This is a genomic window from Brevibacillus ruminantium (assembly GCF_023746555.1).
Taxonomy (GTDB): domain Bacteria; phylum Bacillota; class Bacilli; order Brevibacillales; family Brevibacillaceae; genus Brevibacillus; species Brevibacillus ruminantium.
The window spans coordinates 2,639,892-2,662,167 of the sequence record NZ_CP098755.1; the positions used below are offsets into that span (position 1 = coordinate 2,639,892).

A 22,276-nucleotide genomic window follows, 5' to 3' on the forward strand; every position below is an offset into this window, starting at 1 on the left:
TTTACCAAGAGGTAGCCGAGACAATTGCGAATGGATACGGATTGACGAAGAAAGAAAATGACCTGCTGGCTTATCTACTGGACGATGAAAAGAGCAAGCGTCAAAAAGCCCCCAGCGCGCAAAGCGAAGCTAGGCACGCATGAGAGCATTTGACCATACTTTCGTGTAGGGGAGATTCAGTTGTGAATCGGAAATTCTTTATCAAAAAATACGATAGATGCGATTTCCTTATCATTTATCACATTTTTAAATTTTTTGATCGTAAGCATTTGGTTCGTTAGATAATCCGCCGAAGTTGATCCGGTAAAAATCCTTGTCGTTTCTGAGGTGCCATCTTTATAGTTTATCGTGATAGGGAAGTTATCCAAAGATTCATTTTCACCAGTTTTCCTTAAGCTGTCGGCGGCTTCGAAAATTTCGCTCAAAGTGCTGCTTTCGATCTTTAAAGAAATGGAAATTGGCGAGATGGAGATTGTTTTTAATTCTGCTTGATAACCAAACATGGTAATGTTTTGATCGATCTGATAAAGGTTAGAATACTCCTTGAAATCCAGCTTAAAAGCTGTTTCCCAAGAACCCGGTATAACTGTTTCATTAAAAAGCCCTCTCGGACCCGGATCTGCTGCTTGTAAATCTTTGAATGTGAAATGAAGCGTTTGGCCCGCTAGTGACTTTTTGGTCTGGATATTCATAACCAAACTAATTTTATTGTCTTTAGGATTTCCATCGTCCAGCACATGATATCCGATACTATAACCCCCTAGTTTTGAGCTAATCGTTGTATCACCAAAACGGTATCGGTCTGCATGTAAAACAGTACCTTCCGGGGCAGTAAAGTCCATTAAAACATAGGTCAGATTACTGTCGCCGATCACTTGCTTAATGGTCAGTGTGCCATTCTCGTTTGCCACTTGTTTGTCAACCACATAAGCGCCATTTGACAAATATTGTGCCTGCTCATTATCTACTGGATTAAGGAAATTTAAAAATGTTTTATCTAATCCCATATATGCCGCAGCGAAAGCTGTTGTAGTTAGACAAACCATCAAGACAGCAGACAGTACTGCAAATCTTAAACGTTTCACGGGAGTAAATCCTCTGTGTCTTTTACTTTCATTCTGGCTTCGCACTAAAATGTTATGAAACATTTTTTCTTTTTGTTCGTTTTTTGGCGTAAGAGCTTCAAAAAGCCGATTGATATTTTTGTTACTCAAGGTAATTCCCTCCCAAGTCAATTTTAAGGAGCTTTCGGCCTCTAGATAGTTGTGTTTGGATCGTGCTTTCTTTGTGTCCTAACATCTCTGATATTTCTTTTACCGAGTACTCCTCGAAATAGTAAAGATACAAAACTGTTTTGTATTTTTCGGGAAGTGAAAGCAGTCTTGCAAGCACTTTCCCCGATGACTCATTACCATTCCAAGAAGAAACTTCCGGTAAAGAGTCTAAAGCAACACGACGGGTTTTCCACCAATTTTTTAGAACGTCTTTACAGTAATTTCTGGTGGTTACTGTCAACCACGCTTTTTCATGCTCGTGGTCATTGAAAACCAATTGAGATTTGATTAGTTTTACAAATACAGATTGAACAGCGTCTTCTGCATCAACGGGATTTTTCAAATAGATATAGCACAACCTGTAAACTAGATCTGCATGCCGTTGATATAGTTCGGCTAATTCTTTATCCGTACGCAATAAAGAATTGCTCTCCATTTTTTCGCCTCCTACATTCAACACGATTGGCAACTCGAAAATATCTCATTCCCGTTAAAATTTTTAACTGTTTTATAGTTCAAGATCAGAATACCAATACTTTTTTTGGAATTAGTGATCGTCTGACCAGGTGTCGGAATGGCCTCATGGTTCAAATTATCAGACGATCGGTATTTCTGATCAGGAAGCTGCAGCAGCGGATATAACAAAGAGAAAAAAAGAAAAAGCCCCCTTGCCGGGAGCGTATGGATGTTTGCCAAATCCATTATACCGAAAAGACGAGGGGGTGCGAAAGGTGAGTGCACAAGAACAGTTATCTTTTCTCCAGCAAGTGAACGAAAGGAGGTCCGCAATAAGTTGATCCGGGAATTGAAAGTGTACAATGTCCTTCGAGCAACTTCGCCCGACAACGAATTTGCAATCCGATGAATGTCAAGTTCGGTCGGAGTATTAATGGAGTGTTCAAGATATTTGGCTGTGATCCATTCCTCCAGTGGGGACGTTTTATAAAGTGGAATATCCATGAAACCCCTTTTAGCGAGCTAATTCAAAAGTTGCAGGATAAATACCACTGTTTAATCAACATTTGAAAGACGTGTCATAATTTCGCCCCATGGAGCTTTACCAAGAACTTTAAATCCTAGTTTTTCATAAAGAGAGGCAGCAGCTTTGTTTTCAGGGTGATAGGCTACCATAATATCTGTGGGAACAGGCTTTGCTTTTATTCTGTCAATTACTTGTTTCATGGTTTCAATACCGTAACCTTTGCCTTGGTGACTGGAATCGATCATAAGTCTATAAATCCAGTATTGCGAATCGTCAGGATCTATCCCAAACATCACAAATCCAACCATTATTTCATCATTGTACACGGCAAGTGTTTCGAAATTTGGTAAAAATTTTGACTGTGCCAAGGAATATAGATTTGAGGCGATAAACTGTTTTTGATCTTCACGGGGCTCTAACTCAATACATTCTTCCCAGTTTTCAGAAGTTACTTCCTTTAGGATAAGGTTCACAAGAGTATCTCCTTTAGCGCTTTTGGAAAATTATAGCACATAATTCACTGCTGGAAATAGAGTTTATCAAAATGTGTAAAGTAAAAAGTACCCTTGCAAATTACAAGGGTATGGTTTCACCAAAATAAAAATTGTGTCTGACAGCATGGCAGCATATAAACTGGTATCTTAACAAAAAGGTAATTGGGTAAAGAAAGACCCCTAGGTTTCCCTAAGGGTTCCGTTGATGAAATATATTATGGAGCTTTAGCTTCAAAGAAGTAGCCTTTCCATCCGGTTCAATCGACTATGATTCTTACTACGACATACTCATAACCATCGGCCTCAATGGAAAACTCATACTCCGGCTTATTGATTTTTCCGACATCAAGGATGATCTTCCCGTTTTCTGTTTTGTTTACTCTGGATGTTCCGAGCCACCAGCCGGAGGTTTTATCGTATACATCTGTGATACTTTCACGCCACTCTGGATCATCCTCAAAAGTAATTTCAAACTTTCTCTCATCCAGAACCTTTCCTGACAAAGCAGGTGGCGCTTTTGGCACTGGAACTTCAATATTTACCAATGCGACATTATATCCTGCAGCGTAGATAACAAACTCGTACATGCCAGGATCATAGACATATCCTCGTTGAGTGATCGTAACCTTTCCTTGATCGGTTGTTGTGATATCATCACTCACTATCATTCTATTAAGGGTTTTATTGAAGACATGGGTAATCTTCTCACGCCAATCGGGATTGTCTTCAAAGGTGATCTCAAAGATATATGTCCCTTTTGTTACCCCGGTTAAAGCTGGGATTGGTAGTAGATTGCTATTCTCGACTTATATCCTTCTCTTTTTGAGGGTTTTCGTTCGAGCCTACACCGTGCGGGCGACTTTCATCGCACACGGCGTTCCATCAACGGATAAGAAGTTGTTTACAATGGGCAACTCTATTGTAGACGAATGGTCGGCAAAAGAACGATTGAGTAAAAGGATTGAGACAAAATTGAGACTGAACAAAACAATCGATTTGTTAAATAGGAGGTTGAAAGGTATAGAAAATCAACGAATAGGCGCTTGCGGAACATGCGGAGAGGCAATCCACTACAGATTCCCATGCAAGTGCAGGCGTGAGATCGAAAAACCAAAGGTTATTACTCTCTGCGGCTCTACACCATTCAAGCAGAATTTGAAACAGCCAACAAAGATCTCACAATGCAGGGGAAAATCGTTTGAATAAACTGAATGTCGGAATTTAACATAAGATAAATTGTGATGAGGAGAGTGAGGAATGGACAAGCCTAACGGAAAGCTAACGCCGATTGAACGGCAAATGTTGATTGATGATTTTATAGAGCGGATTCCATTTCAAATCAAACTGTATGCAGAATCCTCGAAATTGTTTAAGGCAAGGTTTGTGATGCACTGGTTGCAGCTGGTTTCACAGAGAATCAGGCTTTGGAGATTGTGAAAGCTAGCTAGGGGAGTAGACCTTTGAGAAACTTAGTTCAGGAGGGGAGGACCTGAATGGATACTGGAAAACTGAATCAACAATACGCCGTAACCCATCTAACCATTCTAGCATTTCATTGATTCTCACCCAATTCCAACGCTTTTCTGGCCATGCCGTCCGTTGTTAATCGATACAGGCCGAGTACGACCGGATTTGCCTGCACCAATCCATCAGAGATTAGTTCTTTAAGCAGTTCATTTACGTAGGATGGATTCCCCCATGCTTTCGGAAGATGACCAGAAATCTGCATCGGTGTCTGCCATTCAGTGGTTAATGCCAGTAATACGGACTGCTGTTTTGGAGTAAAGTTCATACCTTCTTCCTCCTTTGTACTATTTTATTGATAGTGTCAGCCTTGCTGTTCTACCTCTATATTATATACGCAATATATTTTGAAAGGGAGGATGGAAATGAAATGAAATGTCCGTATTGCGGTGAGGACTTTTGGGTTAGTGGGCCGATGCGTGGATGCTGATGGAGAAACTGAAGCAGAGGTATTTTTGCGAGGTGGCAATGACTGAAACAGATGATGGAAATTGGTACCGGATGGCGCGAATTTTTGAGGTTCTTGAGTCGCCTTACCAGGTAAAAACCTATAGGGCCGTTGAAAAAGACGCGCCAAGGGCTATCAGCATGGCAGCATACAAACTAGTATCTTAACAAAACGGTAAATGTAGTTAGAAATATCGCATAAACGCACCAAGTAAGAAAATGAAAAATAACACTCCGCAAATGATGCGGAGCATATCAAAATAAAACTCTGAAGGTTCTTCCTTATCAGTAAGCCACCTAAGAATATTATTCCATATGGCCCGGGGGTATAGTGCAACAAATCCAGTTAGTAATAACTGGAGAATAGTGACGATGATTTCAAGAACTTTAACCATAAACACCCCTCCATACTAGTATTTTACGGCTTGTTGGGGGTACTTTCAAATCTTAATTATTAATCAGAATAATCGATTTTTTAAATAGATGACATGGCACGGAAATCAGGGATGATGGTTGGGACGCTTGGGAGTGTACCCTGTTTCGTAACAGGGGGAAATACCTCTCAAGTCACTTGGTTGTTCTGATGTTGGGCATTACACGGCATATGTGGGGGACGCCGCCAGCAGACGGAATAATCACGTACGTTGGCAAGCATCTACGCGGCGCTGCTTCCATGCAGCAGGTTTCCGAAATGCAGGGGCCAGTAAGAGTGGCAAGAAACTCCTACAGCCCCAAGCCGATCGTTTCCCGCCACCGATGGAGCCAGCGGAAACCGGACTGTTCAGGCACGAGATTGTAATAGCGTGAGTATACACAATGTGTACTGTGAGAATCTTAAGACTGCATCCCGATCAGTATTAAAAAACTAATTAACAACAAAAAGCACCCTTTAATCCTTCTGAAAATCAAAACACTTCTAGGGGCGGAATTTTTATTCCATAAACTTACGTACTTTGGGGAAAGGATATAAATAATTCCAAGTATAAAAAAGATTATCGATAATCCAATCTTCCCCAGTTCCATCTAAAAAATCCCTCCGATGAAATGACTGTAGATACTGATTAGTGTTACGAAATAATAAGAAATTGATTTCAAGACACATGTGACACATTAGTTACTTTGGAAAGTCTTTGTTTAATTTCCCACCGCATTTTGTTGGGCAGTTGGGGTCATTACATGGCTCATCCGGGTCATCGGAATCGTGTTCGAATACGTAGTGGAAGCAAATCCAATGCATCTTTTCAAATATCTCATACGAATCTTTGTTGACTCTAACTTCACCCTTACAATGAGCGCAGATTGGATATTTATCCATATTGTCACCTCGAAATAAGTATATGTTACAGAAGTTAGGTAGGATAGACACCGATTTGTAGTAATTTAACAAAACGGTAATTGGGTAAAGAAAGACCCCTAGGTTTACCTAAGGGTTCCGTTGATGAAATATATTATGGAGATTTAGCTTCAATCGACTATGATTCTTACTACGACATACCCAGACCCGGTTAATGCGGCGATTATCATCTTGGGGATTGTGACGCTAATTGCGGCTTTTGGTTTTTTGCTCGCGTTGTACCGTCTTGGCACCAATCCATTGTTGGCGTGGCTCACAATGATCGTTGTTCTTTCAAACGGCCTTGGTACCCTATTATCCGGAATATTTCCCATTCCCGATCCGAGACACGGTGGGGGAGCCCTGTCAGCTGGCATGTTCCTGGTGCCGTTTATTTTTGCTTTTGTGTCTCATGAAATGCTTGAAAAACTTCCAAAAACTAAATCATGAAATGTCAGATAAGTTTTTTTGACGATTATTGATGCTGAATGAGGCGGATCAAGGAGTCGTCGGTCAATTTGAGCTTTCTCATATAGCAGCGCACCGCTAAAAAGTGGGACATTTTTATTTGCATCTTCTCATGTTGTTCGCATATAATACAAACAAACGTTCGTAAACGAGTGATCCGTTTGGACATAAATGAAGTGGTCATGTCGTGGATCGTCTGGCATTAGGCGGTAAAATTATCCTCTTACCCGAGAAGACCCCCGACTTCATGTAATGGAAAGGAGGCAGCATTATTTCTCGTTCGGTATTGTCATATCAACTGCAGAATGAGGAACACTTTCAGATAGGATTACAAAAATCCTAAACATTCTGCAATTCATGAAAAAACCGAATCCTTTACTTGAAAGGCATCCGGTTTTCGTAATCAGGCAGCCGGGGTTGGACTACTCTTTTTATTAGCATAGCGCTTTCAGCTCTTTTATTTGCTCAATATGTCTTTGCTCGTGTAAATACAATAGTTCAATCCATTGAGTGAAAATCCGAGGGCCTTGGGAAAGTGGAGATGGAGTCCAAGATTACCGCAGACACATTCATCCAAGGTTTGGAGACTATCTTACATCACAAGAAGGGCTCGGCAGCTCTTCATTTACTCACACCCTTCTTCCGGATATACCACCGGCGTTTATGAAAGGAGATGGACCTATAATTTTGGGCCAGTCTGATGATTCGTTTACGAGAAAGTGATGCCGGTTTTGAAGAGAGGCTTTTGTTAAGGGAACTTCTTACAATCAGATTACCGGGGTAGTGAGCTTTCACGAAGTTACCGTAAGTTTCGAACTCGGAGAAGCCGGCATAACTCTGTTTGTTGGTTTTCTTGATAATCGCCCAGTACCACCTGGTCTTATGCCTGGCCTCAATTTTACGCTTCAGTTGGGAGAGCTTCGATTTGTCGAACAGCATATAGTGGGCAACGAAAGAGCGCGAGGCAGTTGGCCTGGTTCCCAGTAATTTCTTATAGGTGCGAAAATACTCAGGACGACTCCAGTTTCGGCAGTAAAAAACGGTTTTCCCGTTGACGAGAAAGACGTGAGGGCGGATGAGAATGGTGTCAGCGTCAATCACAAGATAATACCTTTGCTTGGTCAAGTTTCCTCCCGCCAGCTTCAACAATTGTTGGAGCATCCAGCCCGAGCGATTGGTGCGTTTGGTTTGGTAGTGAATGTCTTTTTTTGTAATCGGTAGGACGCGTTTTTCATTGATGAAGGTGCAGTTTTTACGTCGGCAAAGGGCTTGGATTCGCTTGCTTGGTGGCGATACAACCATGATCTTGCCGACGGGATGCTTCACTTGCTTACGGATACTGTCAATGACATAGGGAAGCGTGCCAAGGTCTTTCTCAATAGCTGGGATCAGGACATCAATTTTGATAGAGCTGTTGAAGGTGCTTTTCGCTGAACGATTCAACTTCTCAACTCCTTTTCTAAGCTGTTTCACGCATATGTGTCTGAACAGGTTGGCCGAAGTGTCCGACTTTCCAGATAGGATATGATTTTCTTCCTTCAGGTGAATATGACAGATATGGAAATCCTGAGAAATGGGTGTTTGTCTGCGTTCTAGAGTCAATGAGAAAACTATTGATCTCAGAGGCCGACAGGGTTTGAAGCCTTGCCGCTATAAGCACGACCGTTGTTTTTGCAGTGATTCAATACGTATACTTTTTGAAGATAAAGAGTAGTGGTTTCGTTGCACTCCAAAAAGAAGTGTCAGCTTAACAGTACCAAGGCATATCGGAATCATGGGGTTCGGAATTGAAATCCGAATATAGGTATTACTTTTAACTTTCCTCCGAAAGAAGTCTCCCACTTCTAAACGTGAAGGTGCTTTTAGCACCAGTGAAAGTGGGGGCAGGTGGTGCTCCCATTGAAGTGATAAAAAAATATATAGAAAATCAAGGTGTAAAGTGAGGTGATTCGATATGGCAAACAAAGCATATAAGTTCCGTCTGTATCCAACGCAAGAACAAGAGAAACTCCTTGCCAAAACCTTCGGTTGTGTTCGTTTCGTCTACAACAAAATGTTAGCTGAACGAAAGGAAACATATGAACAATTTAAGGGTGACAAAGAAGCGCTAAAGAAACAAAAGTTTCCTACTCCTGCTAAGTATAAGGAGGAGTTTGCATGGCTCAAAGAAGTAGATAGTCTCGCATTGGCGAACGCCCAACTGAATTTGCAGAAGGCATACAAAAACTTCTTCTCTGGTCGTGCTGAATTTCCGAAGTTCAAAAACCGTAAGGCAGGACAATCCTACACAACCAATGTGGTAAACGGAAACATTATGCTTTTGGATGGCTATATCAAATTGCCGAAACTGAAACTTGTGAAAATGAAGCAACATCGGGAAATTCCGTCGCTTCATATTGTCAAGTCTTGTACGGTTTCTCGAACAAAAACAGGAAAATACTATGTTTCTATTCTCACTGAATACGAACATCAACCTGTACAAAAAGAAGTGCAAGCTGTTGTTGGCTTAGATTTTTCCATGAATGGCTTATTTGTCGATAGTGAAGAAGGTGAGACAGCCAATTACCCTCGTTTCTATCGCCAAGCCTTGGAAAAATTAGCGAAGGAACAGCGTATTTTATCACGTAGAAAGAAAGGCTCTAGTCGTTGGCACAAACAACGTCTGAAAGTAGCGAAGCTACATGAAAAAATTGCGAACCAACGAAAGGACTTTCTCCATAAGGAATCGCACAAATTAGTGAAACTGTATGACTGCGTGGTTATCGAAGACCTCAACATGAAAGGAATGTCACAAGCACTCCATTTCGGGAAAAGCGTTGCTGATCATGCCTGGGGCATGTTCACGACATTTCTTGGGTACAAGTTAGAAGAGCAAGGGAAAAAGCTTATCAAAATAGATAAATGGTTTCCATCATCCAAAACTTGCTCATGTTGTGGTCAAGTAAAAGAGTCTCTATCCCTTTCTGAGCGTAAATTCCACTGTGATTGTGGTTTTGTGGCAGACAGAGATTGGAATGCTTCTATCAACATCAAACGTGAAGGATTACGCTTATTAGCGTTGGTATAGCAAAAAGAACTCTTGGAACGAGAGGGATAGCTCGGTCAGTTTTCGTTGGCTACTAAAAGCAACGATAAGTCGAGAAGCCCCCACTTCAAAAACCGTAGGGTTTTAAGTGATGGGTAGTTCACTTCATAGGCAAGTTAGATGTTACAGAGTAAGTGGTAGAGATCTCAATATTATTAACAATCCAAACCTGCCAAACACCAGTTTCTGGATTATTAACCTCTACGACCTCAGGATTTGCACTGGGATTACTTGAATTAGATCGTATGTTTGAAGGAGATCTCAAATACACATCTGGAAAATCATAATCATCTACACTTGCAAATTGTGCTTCAACTCGTATGAGGCTACTTCCATCAGGAACAGTAATTGTTCCAACTCGTTTGTCTTCACCTTGTCCGATTGTTCCGTTTTTTACATTGCTATTCTCGTCTTATACCTTCTATATCTCTCGGTTTTATAACGAACCTACACCGTGCGGGCGACTTTCATCGCACACGGCGTTCCATCAACGGATAAGAAGTTGTTTACAATGGGCAATTCTATTGTACGACGAATGGTCGGCAAAAAATCTATTGGGTAGAAGGATTGAGACAAAATTGAGACTGAACAAGACTATGACAAGATACACAATGTAGCGTAATGCTTAACACAAAAAAACCGTCAGGTTTTCTATAACAAATTGGATTGTCAACACCAAACTAGACAGATTTCTTAAGTGCAACTTCTTTGTACGCTATAGGACTCAGATAACCTAATGTGGAATGAATCCTTGTTTCGTTAAACCATTTTATATAGATTCCCAGCTCCTTTTTTAACTGAGCTAACGATTCAAACTGACGATTTCTCACGAACTCCGCTTTGATCAGCTTAAAGGTTGCCTCTGCCACTGCATTATCATAGGGGCAGCCTTTCATACTTAGTGAGCGTTTGATATTGAACGTATTGATCACATCATCAATCGTAAGATTTTTAAACTCACTGCCACGATCCGAGTGAAAAAGCTGAATTTGGCGCAGATCTCCTTTTACGCTTGCAAATGCTTGATAGACGAGTGCGGCATCTTTGAATTTTCCGCAGCTGTGACCAATAATCTCCCGATTAAACAAGTCCACAAGCAAGCAAATATAGTGCCATTTGTTTGCGACTCGAACGTAGGTCAAGTCACTCACAACAGCTTCGAGAGGTGCTTCTTTCACAAACTCGCGATTCAGTTCGTTCTGGATTGGCGATTCGTTACATGACGACACATTCGGTTTATACTGTGCAACCGTGTAGACCGAAACCAGAGCGTTTTTCTTCATCAAACGTCCAATGCGCCGTCTGGAAACCGTCAGTCCATCTTTGTGAAGTTTTGCTTTGATCTTTCTTGCTCCATAAACGCGCTGATTCTCTTCAAAAATACGGATAATTGCTTGTTCCACCTCATCATCATCGATAGATGATGGCTCTTTACTCTCGTAGTAGTAGGTACTCCGATTGACCTGGAGGATCTTGCACATGGCCAATACGGAATACTTATGAGCGTTTTGCTGGATTACCATTATTTTCGTCCGAAGATCAGCGCCGCTTGCTTTAAAATATCGTTCTCCATCTTCAGTCGTTGATTTTCCTTACGTAGCTGAAGTAGCTCGTTTTGTTCATCTGTACGGTTATCGCTTTCTTTGAAGGAACCGGTGGTTCTACTCTGTTTTACCCAACGATCAAATGCAGATGCACTCAGATCGTATTCTCTCAAAATATCTGCACGTGGTTTGCCGTTCTCATAAAGTTGAACCATTTGCTGCTTGAACTCATCTGTAAATGCTCGACGCTCACGTTTAGCCATGACATTCTCTCCGTCCTTTTTCGATTTGTTTCTAATCTACTAGACCTTAAGAGAACTGTCCAATTCAGTGTAGCCGATTCAAATTGATCCATTTCTCGTAAATAGCCTGCAATTTGGCGGAATTAAAGCATTGAGAGACTGAATGGTAAGAAGAATAGCACATGAGTTGCACTATTCTTCATCAATCTCAATATCGTCTGATTCATTTGAGATTCCAGCAAGCATTTTTGCTTCAGCTTCAAATGGCTCTACATCGATATCTAAAGGCTTTTCCTTATACTGCGCATTCCATGGAATACCACAAGCTGCTGCGTGCCTTTTAGGATCGTATGGGACACCTGTTTTCAAAACGCTGTAAATAATCTTTGCAACTTTGCCACACATATGTCCAATGGCTTTTCTCTTGGGCATTTGACGTTCTACCAGTCGCTCGTAGTACACCGCAAAAACATTAGGGCCAGCTCTTTGTGCAATAAGTATTAACGCCATTTGAAATAGAATCCTGCGAGTATCTCGAACGCCACTAAATGTTTGATGAGTTCCTTTGACGGAAGTACCGGACTGTTTATTTTCCGCAGATACACCAAGATACTTTTTAAATTCTTTATATGTACTGAAACGTTGAATATCACCAATGATTGCGATAAGGGTACATGCCCATCCATCACTCATGACAGGTAATGAATAAAGCAACTGTGTATAGGGGTGTGGTGTAGTTCCTTTCTCGACATTACCATGCAAGAGCTCATGAATATTTTCGTCAATACGCTCTAAACTTTCTTGAAGCCGTAAGGCTTCCTGGATAAGCCAATTTTGACGATCAACAACATGAACCAATGGAAGGGCGACTGTATTAGGTAGTATTTTAACTAATTCAGTAGCTGCCTTTTTTGCAACAGTCTTAGCTCCACTTTTAACAATGGCTTCTCGAATCTCATCTTCGGACAAATCCTTCATATCCAATGCTGTAGGATACTTTAAGACTAGGCGTAATACAGAAGGATTAGACAGCTTTTTAAACGCTCTTTTTAGATCAGGGTGAGTGATCCGAAATAGTTGCTGCACCTGGTTTTTCCGGCGTGTCAAGGTAGTAGTAAGCAACCAGCGATCCCGTATGAGCGTACGAAAAATTGACTGTGACAACGAGGCGGGACTCGCCAATCGGACAGATTTCATATCGGGATGTAAAGATTTATGCCATCCCATATAAGCCATCGTTCTAGCATCAATAGCATCAGATTTCTCTTGGATACCTAGTGTTTCTTCACGAAATTTTTTAACAGAGGCATTTTCAACCATGTGAAGTGAGTATCCAGCGTTTATTAATATTTGTTGAAGGAGAAAGGAATAGTGGCCACCTGTCGGTTCCATTAGAACAAAAAAGTCGGTTGGTTTTAATCCTAACTGCTCTTGTACAACTTGAAGGGCGTTCAAGAAGTTAGAAATACCCAAGCTGTCGGCATCAAATTTCATTGTTTTGGCCCTTTTCCATTTTCCATCACGAAACTGTTCAGGAGAAATACAGGTAGCCACATGAAAATCAGCTCCAATATCGACACCAACGTAGATTGGGTAAAAGAGCCTTTCAGATTCTCGTTGCCCATTGGTTTGACTAACACTAAATGTCATTAGCTCAGTTACCGTCATAAGCTGAGTTCTCCTTTTTATTATCAAAGCAGCATGTAATACACCTGACTTTCCAAGTTACTGTGAGAGCTTCATTTGCCCAATGTAGCATGTTAGGAATATAGCGCCAGGTGATCTGTCCCCAAATTGTCTCAAGAGGTCTAACGCAAGTTAGCCCCAAACGTTTAAAGGGTTTTGACTGCTTAAGTTTATATAAGGTGAAGATTACTGTTATATAGACCTTTAAAAACTAAATACGATATAACTGGTTGAATCCCTCCTGCATTTTAAGGAATTTCTGGAAAATAAAAAAACCCGTAAAAACGGGTTATGGCTACTTAAGTTGTGCAGTGCCTAAACACGTGGAGTGCCCCAGTGTTATATCAGAGGTCTGTAATCTAACAGCCCCAATCCTATTATGGTCGGAAAAACCATGAAAGGTCACTGCACATAGTATGGATTCGTTAAAGAACGAGTTCATTCCTGCAAGACCAATGTTCCCAAATAGTTACTAGAGCTCCATCCATCTGAAGTGCCCACATTGTAATCAGGAATACATTGGTATACAAACATTCTCTAAAAAAGGAGTTACTCCTGCAAAAAAACCAATGTTCCCAAACACACGACAGAGCTCCATCCTGTTTATGGCAGACTAAAAATGTAGGTTATGGCAGTTAATTTATGCAGACCCGTAGGGGCTGCATAAATTAAAAAACCACTTGCCAACATCCCCTTATCAAAATACACTCCTGTTGGGCATTACAGACGACGGGAGGTATAAAGTTAGGAGATGTTAGCAGTGGCAGAAATTAATTATATCAGGCATGAGGCAAACAAAAAAGGGCGAGCTTATAGCAAGATTGCCAAACAAATGAATCGTGATTCAAGGACGGTTCAGAAGTATGCAGAAATGGATGATTTCAATCTACAAGAAAAGCCCAAGCAAATTCGAAAAGCTAGAGTCATGGAGCCCGTTAAACCTATTCTTGATCAATGGATCAAAGAGGACTTGAACAAGAAAAAGAAGTTCCGAAGAACAGCACAACGCTTGTTCACGCAATTAGTGGAGGAATACCAATTTACAGGATCATCTCGCTCTGTCAGACAATATGTTTCCCAACGTAAGCACCAGTTAGCGGAGACAAGTGATGCTGCGGCATTGCCATTGGAAACGAGACCTGGATCAGCTCAAGTTGATTTTGGAGAAGCACCATTCAAATATCAGGGAGAAAGTGTTACCTTGCCATTCCTCGTTCTCTCGTTTCCTTATAGCAACACGTTCTACTTTCAAGTTTTCCAGTCTCAGAATCGAGAATGCTTTCTGGAGGGATTAAAGCGTATCTTTCACTATATAGGTGGAGTTCCAAAGGTCATTCGATTTGATAATTTATCACCAGCGGTGAAAAAGATCATGCCAAATGGTCAGCGTGAACTGACGGAGGAATTTCAAAACTTCGTTTTTCATTATGACTTTGAATACGAGTTTTGCAATCCCGGTAGTGGCAATGAAAAAGGGCACGTAGAGGCGATGGTCAAGTACGTTCGCAACAACTTCCTGCTACCTGAGTTGCAGATACACAATCTTGATCAGCTAAACGAAACCCTTTGGAAAAAAGCCGAGAAAGATCGGGAGAGACCTCATTATGTGAAAGAAACCATGCTTTCCGAACTATATTTGGCAGACAAGGAACACCTTCTTCAATTACCTGCCAAAGAGTTTGATTGTATCCGATATGAACGAGTAAAAGCGGATAAATACGGATATATCCGAGTCGAAAATAAACTCTACTCAACGTCTCCCCGTTTTGCCAAATGTATGGTTTTGGCAAAGATCTCATTTGACCGAGTCGATATTTTAACTGAAGAATATGAGCTGATCGTACAGCATCCCAGGCTGTATGGCAAAGAGCCAAAATCAGTGATTTGGCAGCCATATTTGATATTGATGGCAAAACGGCCAACTGCTATTAAATACACAAGTTTTTATGAACAATTGCCAATCGAATGGCAAGTCTATCTCTCGAATTGCACGGTCCCAGAGAAGCAAGAAGCTCTCCAGCTACTATCCGTCATTTTAAAAAACGATGATATGAAAATACCCACGCAAGCTTTGCAGCTTGCCTCTGAGAATGGTCACCCAGCCGTTGATTCTATTAAGCAGATCTATTATCAACTCATGAATGGCCGTGGACAAAGGGATACCATCCAACCGAAAGGTTTTGTTCCTGCCGTTCCAACAGCCACTAGAGGATTAGCCCATTACAATGAATTTTTTAAGGGAACGGGAGGTCATCACTAGTGGATGCATTGATAAAAGAATATTCAAAGCGTCTCAAGTTGAGTTGGGTTCGGCAACATTTCCATGAGGTTGAAGCTACTACAAATGAAGAGTACTTACTCAAAATACTAGAAAACGAGATACAACAACGAGAAGTACGGAAAATCAATCTGCTCTTTAAACAATCTTCCTTGCCAAGAATAACAGGAAAGCCATTTGAATGGGGTCATATTCAGATGGGACAAGGTCTCACGCAGGATCATATCCTTCATGGTGGATTTATAGAGGAGAAAGAAAATCTGATCTTTTATGGCGGTGTGGGAACGGGGAAAACGTACTTATCCACTCTGATTGGCTTAAATGCCATTCAGCAGCAAGGGAAAAAGATAAAGTTCTTTACTGTCGCTGGATTAGTCAATCGGCTGCTAGACGCTCACGAGACTGGCTCGTTGAGCCGATTCTTTAACCATATTGAGAAGCTAGATCTGTTAATACTCGACGAACTGGGGTATATTCCTCTGCATAAACAAGGTGCAGAACTGCTATTTCAGATTATCTCCATGTGCTACGAAAGAAAAAGTATTATTATCACGACCAATCTACAGTTTGGCCAATGGAATCATATATTTGGTGATCCAATTTTAACAGAGGCAGTTATTGATCGCTTGATTCATCACTCTCATTTGATCGTCTTCAATGGCGAAAGCCATCGATACAAAGAATCGCTATTACACGGTAAATAATTTAGGGGTTGGCAAGTGGTACATTTTTAATTGCCATTTGCTACATTTCTTACTTGCCAAAAACACTCCATCCAAAAGGAGTGCCCACGTTGTGTTAAGAAATACATTGGCACTTTGTAGTTTAAGCCTAAAAAGAAAATATGAAAAGAAGTTCTCAGTAGATTGCTTTGCAATCTACTTGCGATACCTCCCGTGTGGGCTATGTCCTCCAAAAAATCTAAATGAAAGGTGTGGTTACACCATGTATTAAATTTCTTACGCGAATAGCATGTAGTCCTTTAATCGAAAGAAAAGATGATTCAAATCATTACAGTAACACACGATTTGCTAAATGAGAGGGGGAAATATGAAAGCCTATCATGTTCATGACTAGGAAAACAGCGGTGAAGAGGCTTATCATGGATTGGGCTATCAAAAATCTAAGCCAACTAGAGGGGGCGACATTAACGAACTCATGACAATTGAATGAATCGCCAATAAATTCTACTCGATGACAACTAACTATAAACCTAAAGTAGCAACGATTGCACACGGAGATCCCCACTTGGACAATGTTTTCCTGCGTGATAAACAGGTCAAGTTCATTGATTGGGAATGGGCGGGGGTCACGTCACCTATCCGAGATGTAACTTTCATTCTTCAAGATATCTATAATCTAGACTTGCTGAGGTATGTAGTAAGTAGGTACTACGAATTAATAACTGAAACAGTGTTACATGTTTCTGAAGAAGATTACATGCGAGATTTGGCAATCTGGGCTATTGATATAACATTGATGATGTTAGGATGGGAAATCGAAAAAATGACATTGAGCGAAGAAACAGGCGATGACATCATAAATAAAGTCAATTTTAAGATTCATTTCATTCAAGAACAATGGAACCATTTTATAGAAAACGAAGGGTCAAATTGATTTTACAAAAGAGAATTGTGAGCAGGTGGATAACGATGGATCGAATCCTCCGGCTTCTGATTAATCGTATTTTGTTCATTGCATTTTAAACAAATAATCGTTTTATCTTCCAGGATTACCCCTTCCAAGAATCCACCAGTGCAATATATGGCTTTGTTACATTGTTTGCAATAACAAACGAATTCCATCTGGCTTCACATCCTTTGATTACAGTATATGACACGCTTTAGATAAATCGAAAGGATCATTTTGTTAAATTGATTCGGTTTTCGGTACCTTGAAATTTGAAAAAAGCAGAAAGAAGATAGGTCACGCAGGAAATTGCAAACCATTTTGTATCTGATGCTAGTAACAAATACGTACTGAACGGTAACGACCAAATAAATGGTATCAAGATTATTGGTGCGGTTACAAAAGATGTAATAAAAGCGATGAGTGCTGGAAGCATAATCAGCAAATATAATAAAAAGTCGAGACCTTTATAGGATTCACCATAAATATAGTCATAACAAACAACTAATGAAATCAATGAACCGAGTAGGCCGATCAGGAAACCTAGAACGGAGAACCAATTTTTATACATCGTGTCAATCCTCCTTCATTAACCGAATATTACCAGCTAGAACGACAGGAGGAAAGAACACGACCTCAATTGCTTTCGTTCATTCTCAATATGTTGAACTCTAAATTGAAAATCTTGGTCCAATAGGGTGACCAACATGCGAAAATCCGAATTTTCTGATGAGGTTCTTTCGATTACCAGCACGGTGCAAGACTCCCTTCTTGTGACGGCATATCGCTACCTCGGATATTGCCGTTCTTTGCTACTACTATAACATGAAGAGATGTCCGTTTTCATAAGAAGATGTCAGGTTTTCTGACATATGTATGTAAAAATACTCTATGTGAAAAAGTAACTTACCAAAATGAAGACAATTGTTTGTAACAGTGCTGTAGTGATGTCTTCCTTCCAACTACTATTTGCATGTGGACTTCTTTTGTATCTCAAAATACTCATAAGTCGAGTGATTAGGAAAAAGCAGAGAAAGACGATAAGGATTTTTACAGGGGGAAGCATATTTTCACCTCAGATCCAGATCCGTACATGATTTTCATCATTTTAACAAAAAATTAGGATTCAACTGTACAAAATGTGCATTTGGACAAAAGTAGAACCCGTACGAGGATGCTGGGTCATGGTTTTTTGGTTGATCCTAAAACCTCTAAAAAGTGCGAATTGTACATAATGCCAAGGATATTCCCAAAAGGATCAACCACGGAAGCAGTGATAAACCCTGGACCGCGTTCTGTAGGTTCCTCATACTTCGTTGCTCCCATAGAAAGAAGCTTTTCGAAAACTGCTTTCACATCATCGACGTGCCAATACCCAATAGCGCCGGCTGGGTTTGTTGCCGAGATATTGGGTGCGTAGCGGCTATCAATAACACCCAACTCATGTTGGAAGTCACCAAGACGAAACTCAAAATATCCTGGTCGTTCAAAGTATGGCTCAATGCCCAGCAGCTCTGTGTACCACTTCTTTGCTGCCGCAAGATCAGCAGCCCAAAAACTAACGGTACTCAGTCCTCGTAATGTGTTCGTATTGTTCATTTTGGATCCTCCTCCAAGTTGAGTGAATCAAAAGATCGGTATTTTCAATCTAGCAGAAATTTATTTTATGGACGTATCCCGGAACTAAAAAAAGGGGGCCAGGAATTACCCGGCCGCCAAAACCATAAACGAATTTATCATAAAGAATAATACCAGTTTGCTGGAGTTATTCTTCTGTCCAGTCGGATCGCAACAAGGAAAACATCAGTAGATCTACAAATTCTCCTTTAGACTTTTCATATTGTCTGAGGGTTCCTTCTTCGACAAATCTTAATTTTTTTAAGACCTTTATCGAATTGAGATTCTCAGGTTCAACTTTTGCTTCCACTCTATTTAGACGGTAGTGTTCAAAACCAAAGCGAATGATAGCTCTTAGCGCTTCAGGAGCATATCCTTTCCCCCAATAAGGATACCCCAGGTCATAGCCTATTTCTGCACGTTCATTTTCATAATCTAGATAATTAAAGCCGCACGACCCTATAATCTCATTTGAGAGTCTCGAGAGGATTGTCCAGCGGATTGCTTTATTTTCTTTGGAAAGTCCCTGGAGCAATCCAATCATTTGTTCAGCCTGCGAAACATCCCTAAATGTTTCGATGTTCATATGTTTTGAGACCATAGGATCAGACCAAAATTCAAATAAAAAGGGAGCATCATCAAGTTGCATCGGTCTTAATAATAATCGCTCCGTTGTAATTTGATTCATGTTTACTAGCGACCTCCTAAGTACTTAATTGAATGGAAGGAATCTACTATCCTATCTGGGCATAAATCAGTCCTTTATGAATGGAGGTTAAACAAACAATATTAGTATATCAAAACTGTTAGACAGGCACCTATAAAAGAATAGTAATGAAAAATGAAACGAGCCATACGAAGAGACTTGTCAGGCAATACGTCCAGATTCCAGCGGACCTTCGGGCAAAAGGAAAGTTGCTTCCTAAACAAATGATTAAGTATACCAGGATGACCAAATAACCTAGGAGTGAGGGACTTGGAGGCCGGCTACCATCAAGAGCACCACCAGTTATTACAACAAACATGAAAACATAGAATCCTGCAATACCGAGGAGAATGTTCAAAAGGACAGAAGATAGTTTCATCCACAAGGGTATTCACCTCCAACTGGCTGTTCTAATTTGACGAACGTAAATCGATAATGTTGTCTTTTGCAAGTAAAAAAAGAGCAGGGAAATCTGTCCAAAGCGGCATCAACACCAAAAGGGGTGAGAGAATCGGGGTTTATGTACTGGGCAGGGATTTGAGAAATTGTTCAAGGAGACTGCTCGATAGCTGACTACAGAGGAATATGGATAGGCCCCGTTGAACAGGGGCCGGTGACCTAGCATAGTTGCAATTGCACGGGAAACGAAAAATGTCTATAACGATATTGATCGGAATGGTAATGATGGTGAACGTCTGATCGCTACCAGTGAATACCTGAACGCGAAAACCAGTTCTTCCGACACTGAGCAGACAGCCTGTAAATGTAGCAAACACCGTTTTTACTACAACAATTCTGTTGATTAATCGGACTGCTTTTGAGCGCGTCTTACAATATTTGATAGTTAAAAAAGAGGTGAGCCTAAAAATCTAGTATTCTGCTCATACATCACCCCTTGCGAAAACATCGGATATAACTGTTCCCAAACCAGCCAAGGGGTGCGGTTCAATTGCCCGTAATCGGCTTTCCCGTTAAATGGGTGTTTGACCGAAGCTCACAAGAAATAGCGATGAAAATAACGAGAATCCACAACTATTCGTTTCAAACGATTCTCTGCATAGCGCAGGAACCACATCTGCCGACTCGACGAGGGTACGGAGCCTTAATGCCAGCGGCCAGCAAAGCATTGGTCGCGGCCAGCCGAATTTGTGCGCTTGTTTTGCCAAAGCTCTGCGACAAAGGGTTCACGCAGCATGGGGTCGGGTGGCGTGAATAATTAAAAGTGAATGTTCTGCTCAGGGTGCCCAAAGTTCCTAGCAGCTTCCTGAAACTGCTGCACCGTTGCCTCAGGACCGCAAAAATAGACGTGGGTACCCACTCGTTGCCAGAGCAGACGTAAATGATAGGGGCATTGAAAATTTGACCGTATGTAAAACAGCCATTTTTCAATGGCTGATAAGGGGATCAAAGACCATGCTAGTCCTTATCTTTCTTTAAAGTTCATGAGATAACCGTTTTAAGTTCTTTGAGAGCCCAATTTTTAAAAGCAGGAAAATGAAAGAATGAATCGTAAATCAAATCCGGTATATCTCCAAAATCTACCGCTCCACCGAAAACCTGCAACGGATCTAGGACCTAAAAAAACAGGGAAAAACCAGAATTGTTCACCATTTGCAAGCCAAACATACGTCAGGCGAAACAAACAACCAGCAATTGCACCGGGATCAATAGCAAATGGAGCAGGCTGTGCGGGTATGAATGGTGGGGGAGAAAATGTTGGTGGCTGGAATTGCTGCGGTCCAGGAGGAGCTCCCGGAAATGGTCTCGAAGGAGTTCCCGGAAACAGTCCCGAAGGTGGACGAAATGCCATTTGATTTCACTCCTTTTACCTTTTACTTCCTGAACATTGTATGTTGGAGCAAGTGACAATGACTGGGCTGATCACTCAAAGGTTCCCATCAGTTTTCCTAATCAACCAAAAACAAGGGGCGAGATGACAATTCAGTTCAATATAAAAAATCTCAAAAACAATCGTTTTTGAGATGAAAATTCTTGTTCAAATCGCTCTGGACAGCTTGAGGATTATCTTTCTACTGTTCCTTATCGTCGAATATGCAAACATTCCTATAATCGACAAGACGAGAGAGAATATTGAGCAGTTGAATGCGAAGCTCCATCGGTAAAGGCTCAAACAGTTTTTCTGTCACCTCATTTGTTGCTGAACGGGCATTTTTTATAAGAGGTGCAGCAATATCTGTGACCTGCAAGAACGTAGCGCGGCGGTCATTAGGATCAGGAAGCCTGATAAGAAGATTTTTTTGCTCAAGTGCATCAACAAATTGGGTAACTGTACGTGCTTTAATGCCTAATTTAGACGCTAAATCGCTCATCCTTATTTTACCTGATTCTGAAACAGCAATAAGTACGCGTAACCTGGGTCCTGTCAAATATTCTGGCACGTCAAATGAGGATAATTGCATCTCGAATTGACGGTGAAGAAAATGAGTTGTTTTGGTTAATGCTTTAAATAAATCATCCGCAGAAGGGATTTCCTCGGTAAATGGTGTATTCGAATCCGCCATAAATCATCCTCCTTGACATCAAAAAAAATAATGAGTATACTCAGTATTGTAAAATCAAAAGTGAGTATACTCACTATGAGTAATTACTCTAATTGTATTTTATTTCATCGATTTGTTTTATGCAAAGAAAAAATGCAAAGAAGGTGATTATTATGACACCAAATATGATACAGGCTATTCAAGTTTACAAATTCGGTGGTTCTGAAGAACTGAAATTAGAGAAGATACCATGTCCGGAACCCCAAAAAGGGGAAGTGCTCATCAAAGTACACTTTGCAGGGGTTCTTCCAATTGATTGGAAAATTCGTAGAGGCATGACTAATATTCCAGTTCAGTTCCCTTATATTCCCGGATCGTCTTTTTCCGGTGTAATTGTGTTATTGCTAACGCATAATGTCCGGAGATTGATGGTGTAAGTTATCCTGCTATTGACGGTTAATCTGAC

Annotated in this window: 21 protein-coding genes and 1 pseudogene; 8 read left to right on the top strand and 14 right to left on the bottom strand. The window is 40.8% G+C overall.

All coding sequences use genetic code 11. The features are described 5' to 3' along the window. Window positions 1–176 precede the first annotated feature (176 nt). The 4 genes from NDK47_RS13015 to NDK47_RS13030 all read right to left on the bottom strand — a co-directional run bounded on the left by NDK47_RS13015 (window position 177) and on the right by NDK47_RS13030 (window position 3,532). The gene (locus NDK47_RS13015) at window positions 177–1,214 is read right to left on the bottom strand and encodes a DUF4179 domain-containing protein (RefSeq protein ID WP_251875533.1); all 1,038 of its coding nucleotides are present in this window, start codon (window positions 1,212–1,214) and stop codon (window positions 177–179) included. Continuing rightward, entirely contained in the window at window positions 1,207–1,710 is a 504-nt protein-coding gene (locus tag NDK47_RS13020) for an RNA polymerase sigma factor (protein WP_251875535.1), read from the bottom strand. The genes NDK47_RS13015 and NDK47_RS13020 overlap by 8 nt, the downstream gene beginning before the upstream one ends. 575 nt (window positions 1,711–2,285) lie before the next feature. After that, window positions 2,286–2,729, bottom strand: a complete 444-nt coding sequence (locus NDK47_RS13025) for a GNAT family N-acetyltransferase (RefSeq protein ID WP_251875536.1) — start codon at window positions 2,727–2,729, stop codon at window positions 2,286–2,288. Window positions 2,730–3,007: 278 nt separating this feature from the next. Next, window positions 3,008–3,532 (bottom strand): hemoblobin-interacting domain-containing protein, encoded by a 525-nt coding sequence (locus NDK47_RS13030; protein WP_456151384.1) that lies wholly within the window; start codon window positions 3,530–3,532, stop codon window positions 3,008–3,010. 475 nt (window positions 3,533–4,007) lie between these two features. On the opposite strand from NDK47_RS13030, the gene NDK47_RS13035 reads away from it, so the two are divergent. Continuing rightward, window positions 4,008–4,187: a hypothetical protein gene (locus NDK47_RS13035; RefSeq protein ID WP_251875540.1), complete on the top strand. Its 180-nt coding sequence runs from the start codon at window positions 4,008–4,010 to the stop codon at window positions 4,185–4,187. A gap of 115 nt (window positions 4,188–4,302) precedes the next feature. On the opposite strand, the gene NDK47_RS13040 is transcribed toward NDK47_RS13035, so the two are convergent. Further along, window positions 4,303–4,542 carry a hypothetical protein gene (locus NDK47_RS13040; protein ID WP_251875542.1) on the bottom strand — a complete coding sequence of 80 codons (240 nt, stop codon included), beginning with the start codon at window positions 4,540–4,542 and terminating at the stop codon, window positions 4,303–4,305. Window positions 4,543–6,246: 1,704 nt separating this feature from the next. Here NDK47_RS13040 and NDK47_RS13045 point away from each other — a divergent pair. After that, window positions 6,247–6,504, top strand: coding sequence for a hypothetical protein (locus NDK47_RS13045; RefSeq protein WP_251875544.1), 258 nt, complete (start codon window positions 6,247–6,249; stop codon window positions 6,502–6,504). Between the two features lie 452 nt (window positions 6,505–6,956). Here NDK47_RS13045 and NDK47_RS13050 read toward each other — a convergent pair. Together NDK47_RS13050 and NDK47_RS13055 are read right to left on the bottom strand one after the other, a co-directional pair. Next, window positions 6,957–7,034: pseudogene (locus tag NDK47_RS13050) on the bottom strand (DinB family protein); the annotation flags it as partial. Between the two features lie 109 nt (window positions 7,035–7,143). Continuing rightward, a complete protein-coding gene (locus tag NDK47_RS13055) occupies window positions 7,144–7,965 on the bottom strand; it encodes a DUF6492 family protein (RefSeq protein WP_251875546.1) in 822 nt (273 codons plus the stop codon). Between the two features lie 511 nt (window positions 7,966–8,476). On the opposite strand from NDK47_RS13055, the gene NDK47_RS13060 reads away from it, so the two are divergent. Beyond that, a complete protein-coding gene (locus NDK47_RS13060) occupies window positions 8,477–9,589 on the top strand; it encodes a transposase (RefSeq protein ID WP_251875548.1) in 1,113 nt (370 codons plus the stop codon). Window positions 9,590–10,287: 698 nt separating this feature from the next. On the opposite strand, the gene NDK47_RS13065 is transcribed toward NDK47_RS13060, so the two are convergent. Together NDK47_RS13065 and NDK47_RS13070 are read right to left on the bottom strand one after the other, a co-directional pair. Continuing rightward, a protein-coding gene (locus NDK47_RS13065; RefSeq protein WP_251875550.1) for an IS3 family transposase occupies window positions 10,288–11,414 on the bottom strand; the annotation gives its coding sequence in 2 pieces (ribosomal slippage) (window positions 10,288–11,165 and window positions 11,165–11,414; 1,128 coding nt in all). A gap of 171 nt (window positions 11,415–11,585) precedes the next feature. Continuing rightward, window positions 11,586–13,061, bottom strand: coding sequence for an IS110 family transposase (locus tag NDK47_RS13070; protein ID WP_251875552.1), 1,476 nt, complete (start codon window positions 13,059–13,061; stop codon window positions 11,586–11,588). Window positions 13,062–13,830: 769 nt separating this feature from the next. Here NDK47_RS13070 and istA point away from each other — a divergent pair. The 3 genes from istA to NDK47_RS13085 all read left to right on the top strand — a co-directional run bounded on the left by istA (window position 13,831) and on the right by NDK47_RS13085 (window position 16,974). Next, window positions 13,831–15,339: an IS21 family transposase gene (istA, locus tag NDK47_RS13075; RefSeq protein WP_024985313.1), complete on the top strand. Its 1,509-nt coding sequence runs from the start codon at window positions 13,831–13,833 to the stop codon at window positions 15,337–15,339. Then, window positions 15,339–16,061 carry an IS21-like element helper ATPase IstB gene (gene istB / locus NDK47_RS13080; protein WP_122915621.1) on the top strand — a complete coding sequence of 241 codons (723 nt, stop codon included), beginning with the start codon at window positions 15,339–15,341 and terminating at the stop codon, window positions 16,059–16,061. Before istA ends, istB begins: the two co-directional genes overlap by 1 nt. Window positions 16,062–16,551: 490 nt before the next feature. Next, window positions 16,552–16,974 carry a phosphotransferase family protein gene (locus NDK47_RS13085; protein WP_407653416.1) on the top strand — a complete coding sequence of 141 codons (423 nt, stop codon included), beginning with the start codon at window positions 16,552–16,554 and terminating at the stop codon, window positions 16,972–16,974. Window positions 16,975–17,218: 244 nt separating this feature from the next. Here NDK47_RS13085 and NDK47_RS13090 read toward each other — a convergent pair whose 3' ends face one another. The 3 genes from NDK47_RS13090 to NDK47_RS13100 all read right to left on the bottom strand — a co-directional run bounded on the left by NDK47_RS13090 (window position 17,219) and on the right by NDK47_RS13100 (window position 19,291). Then, window positions 17,219–17,557 carry a hypothetical protein gene (locus NDK47_RS13090; protein WP_251875555.1) on the bottom strand — a complete coding sequence of 113 codons (339 nt, stop codon included), beginning with the start codon at window positions 17,555–17,557 and terminating at the stop codon, window positions 17,219–17,221. A 611-nt stretch (window positions 17,558–18,168) separates the two neighbouring features. Beyond that, window positions 18,169–18,585, bottom strand: coding sequence for a VOC family protein (locus NDK47_RS13095; protein ID WP_251875557.1), 417 nt, complete (start codon window positions 18,583–18,585; stop codon window positions 18,169–18,171). A gap of 166 nt (window positions 18,586–18,751) precedes the next feature. Next, on the bottom strand, window positions 18,752–19,291 hold the full coding sequence (locus NDK47_RS13100) for a GNAT family N-acetyltransferase (RefSeq protein ID WP_251875559.1): 540 nt from the start codon (window positions 19,289–19,291) through the stop codon (window positions 18,752–18,754). Between the two features lie 967 nt (window positions 19,292–20,258). Here NDK47_RS13100 and NDK47_RS13105 point away from each other — a divergent pair. Further along, window positions 20,259–20,525, top strand: coding sequence for a hypothetical protein (locus NDK47_RS13105; RefSeq protein WP_251875561.1), 267 nt, complete (start codon window positions 20,259–20,261; stop codon window positions 20,523–20,525). A 264-nt stretch (window positions 20,526–20,789) separates the two neighbouring features. Here the strand turns inward: NDK47_RS13105 and NDK47_RS13110 are convergent, their stop codons facing one another. Beyond that, window positions 20,790–21,119, bottom strand: a complete 330-nt coding sequence (locus tag NDK47_RS13110; RefSeq protein ID WP_251875563.1) for a transporter — start codon at window positions 21,117–21,119, stop codon at window positions 20,790–20,792. Between the two features lie 220 nt (window positions 21,120–21,339). Further along, a complete protein-coding gene (locus NDK47_RS13115) occupies window positions 21,340–21,831 on the bottom strand; it encodes a MarR family winged helix-turn-helix transcriptional regulator (protein ID WP_251875565.1) in 492 nt (163 codons plus the stop codon). A gap of 152 nt (window positions 21,832–21,983) precedes the next feature. Between NDK47_RS13115 and NDK47_RS13120 the strand changes: the two genes are divergently transcribed. Then, a complete protein-coding gene (locus NDK47_RS13120) occupies window positions 21,984–22,247 on the top strand; it encodes an alcohol dehydrogenase catalytic domain-containing protein (RefSeq protein ID WP_251875567.1) in 264 nt (87 codons plus the stop codon). Window positions 22,248–22,276 lie beyond the last annotated feature (29 nt).

Coding starts and splice junctions, on each gene's coding strand:
- NDK47_RS13100 (WP_251875559.1), bottom strand. CDS start 19,291: ATGAATCAAATTACAACGGAGCGATTATTATTAAGACCGATGCAACTT.
- NDK47_RS13115 (WP_251875565.1), bottom strand. CDS start 21,831: ATGGCGGATTCGAATACACCATTTACCGAGGAAATCCCTTCTGCGGAT.
- NDK47_RS13090 (WP_251875555.1), bottom strand. CDS start 17,557: ATGTATAAAAATTGGTTCTCCGTTCTAGGTTTCCTGATCGGCCTACTC.
- NDK47_RS13040 (WP_251875542.1), bottom strand. CDS start 4,542: ATGAACTTTACTCCAAAACAGCAGTCCGTATTACTGGCATTAACCACT.
- istA (WP_024985313.1), top strand. CDS start 13,831: ATGTTAGCAGTGGCAGAAATTAATTATATCAGGCATGAGGCAAACAAA.
- NDK47_RS13095 (WP_251875557.1), bottom strand. CDS start 18,585: ATGAACAATACGAACACATTACGAGGACTGAGTACCGTTAGTTTTTGG.
- NDK47_RS13060 (WP_251875548.1), top strand. CDS start 8,477: ATGGCAAACAAAGCATATAAGTTCCGTCTGTATCCAACGCAAGAACAA.
- NDK47_RS13070 (WP_251875552.1), bottom strand. CDS start 13,061: ATGACGGTAACTGAGCTAATGACATTTAGTGTTAGTCAAACCAATGGG.
- NDK47_RS13020 (WP_251875535.1), bottom strand. CDS start 1,710: ATGGAGAGCAATTCTTTATTGCGTACGGATAAAGAATTAGCCGAACTA.
- NDK47_RS13085 (WP_407653416.1), top strand. CDS start 16,552: ATGACAACTAACTATAAACCTAAAGTAGCAACGATTGCACACGGAGAT.
- NDK47_RS13110 (WP_251875563.1), bottom strand. CDS start 21,119: ATGGCATTTCGTCCACCTTCGGGACTGTTTCCGGGAACTCCTTCGAGA.
- NDK47_RS13035 (WP_251875540.1), top strand. CDS start 4,008: ATGGACAAGCCTAACGGAAAGCTAACGCCGATTGAACGGCAAATGTTG.
- NDK47_RS13120 (WP_251875567.1), top strand. CDS start 21,984: ATGACACCAAATATGATACAGGCTATTCAAGTTTACAAATTCGGTGGT.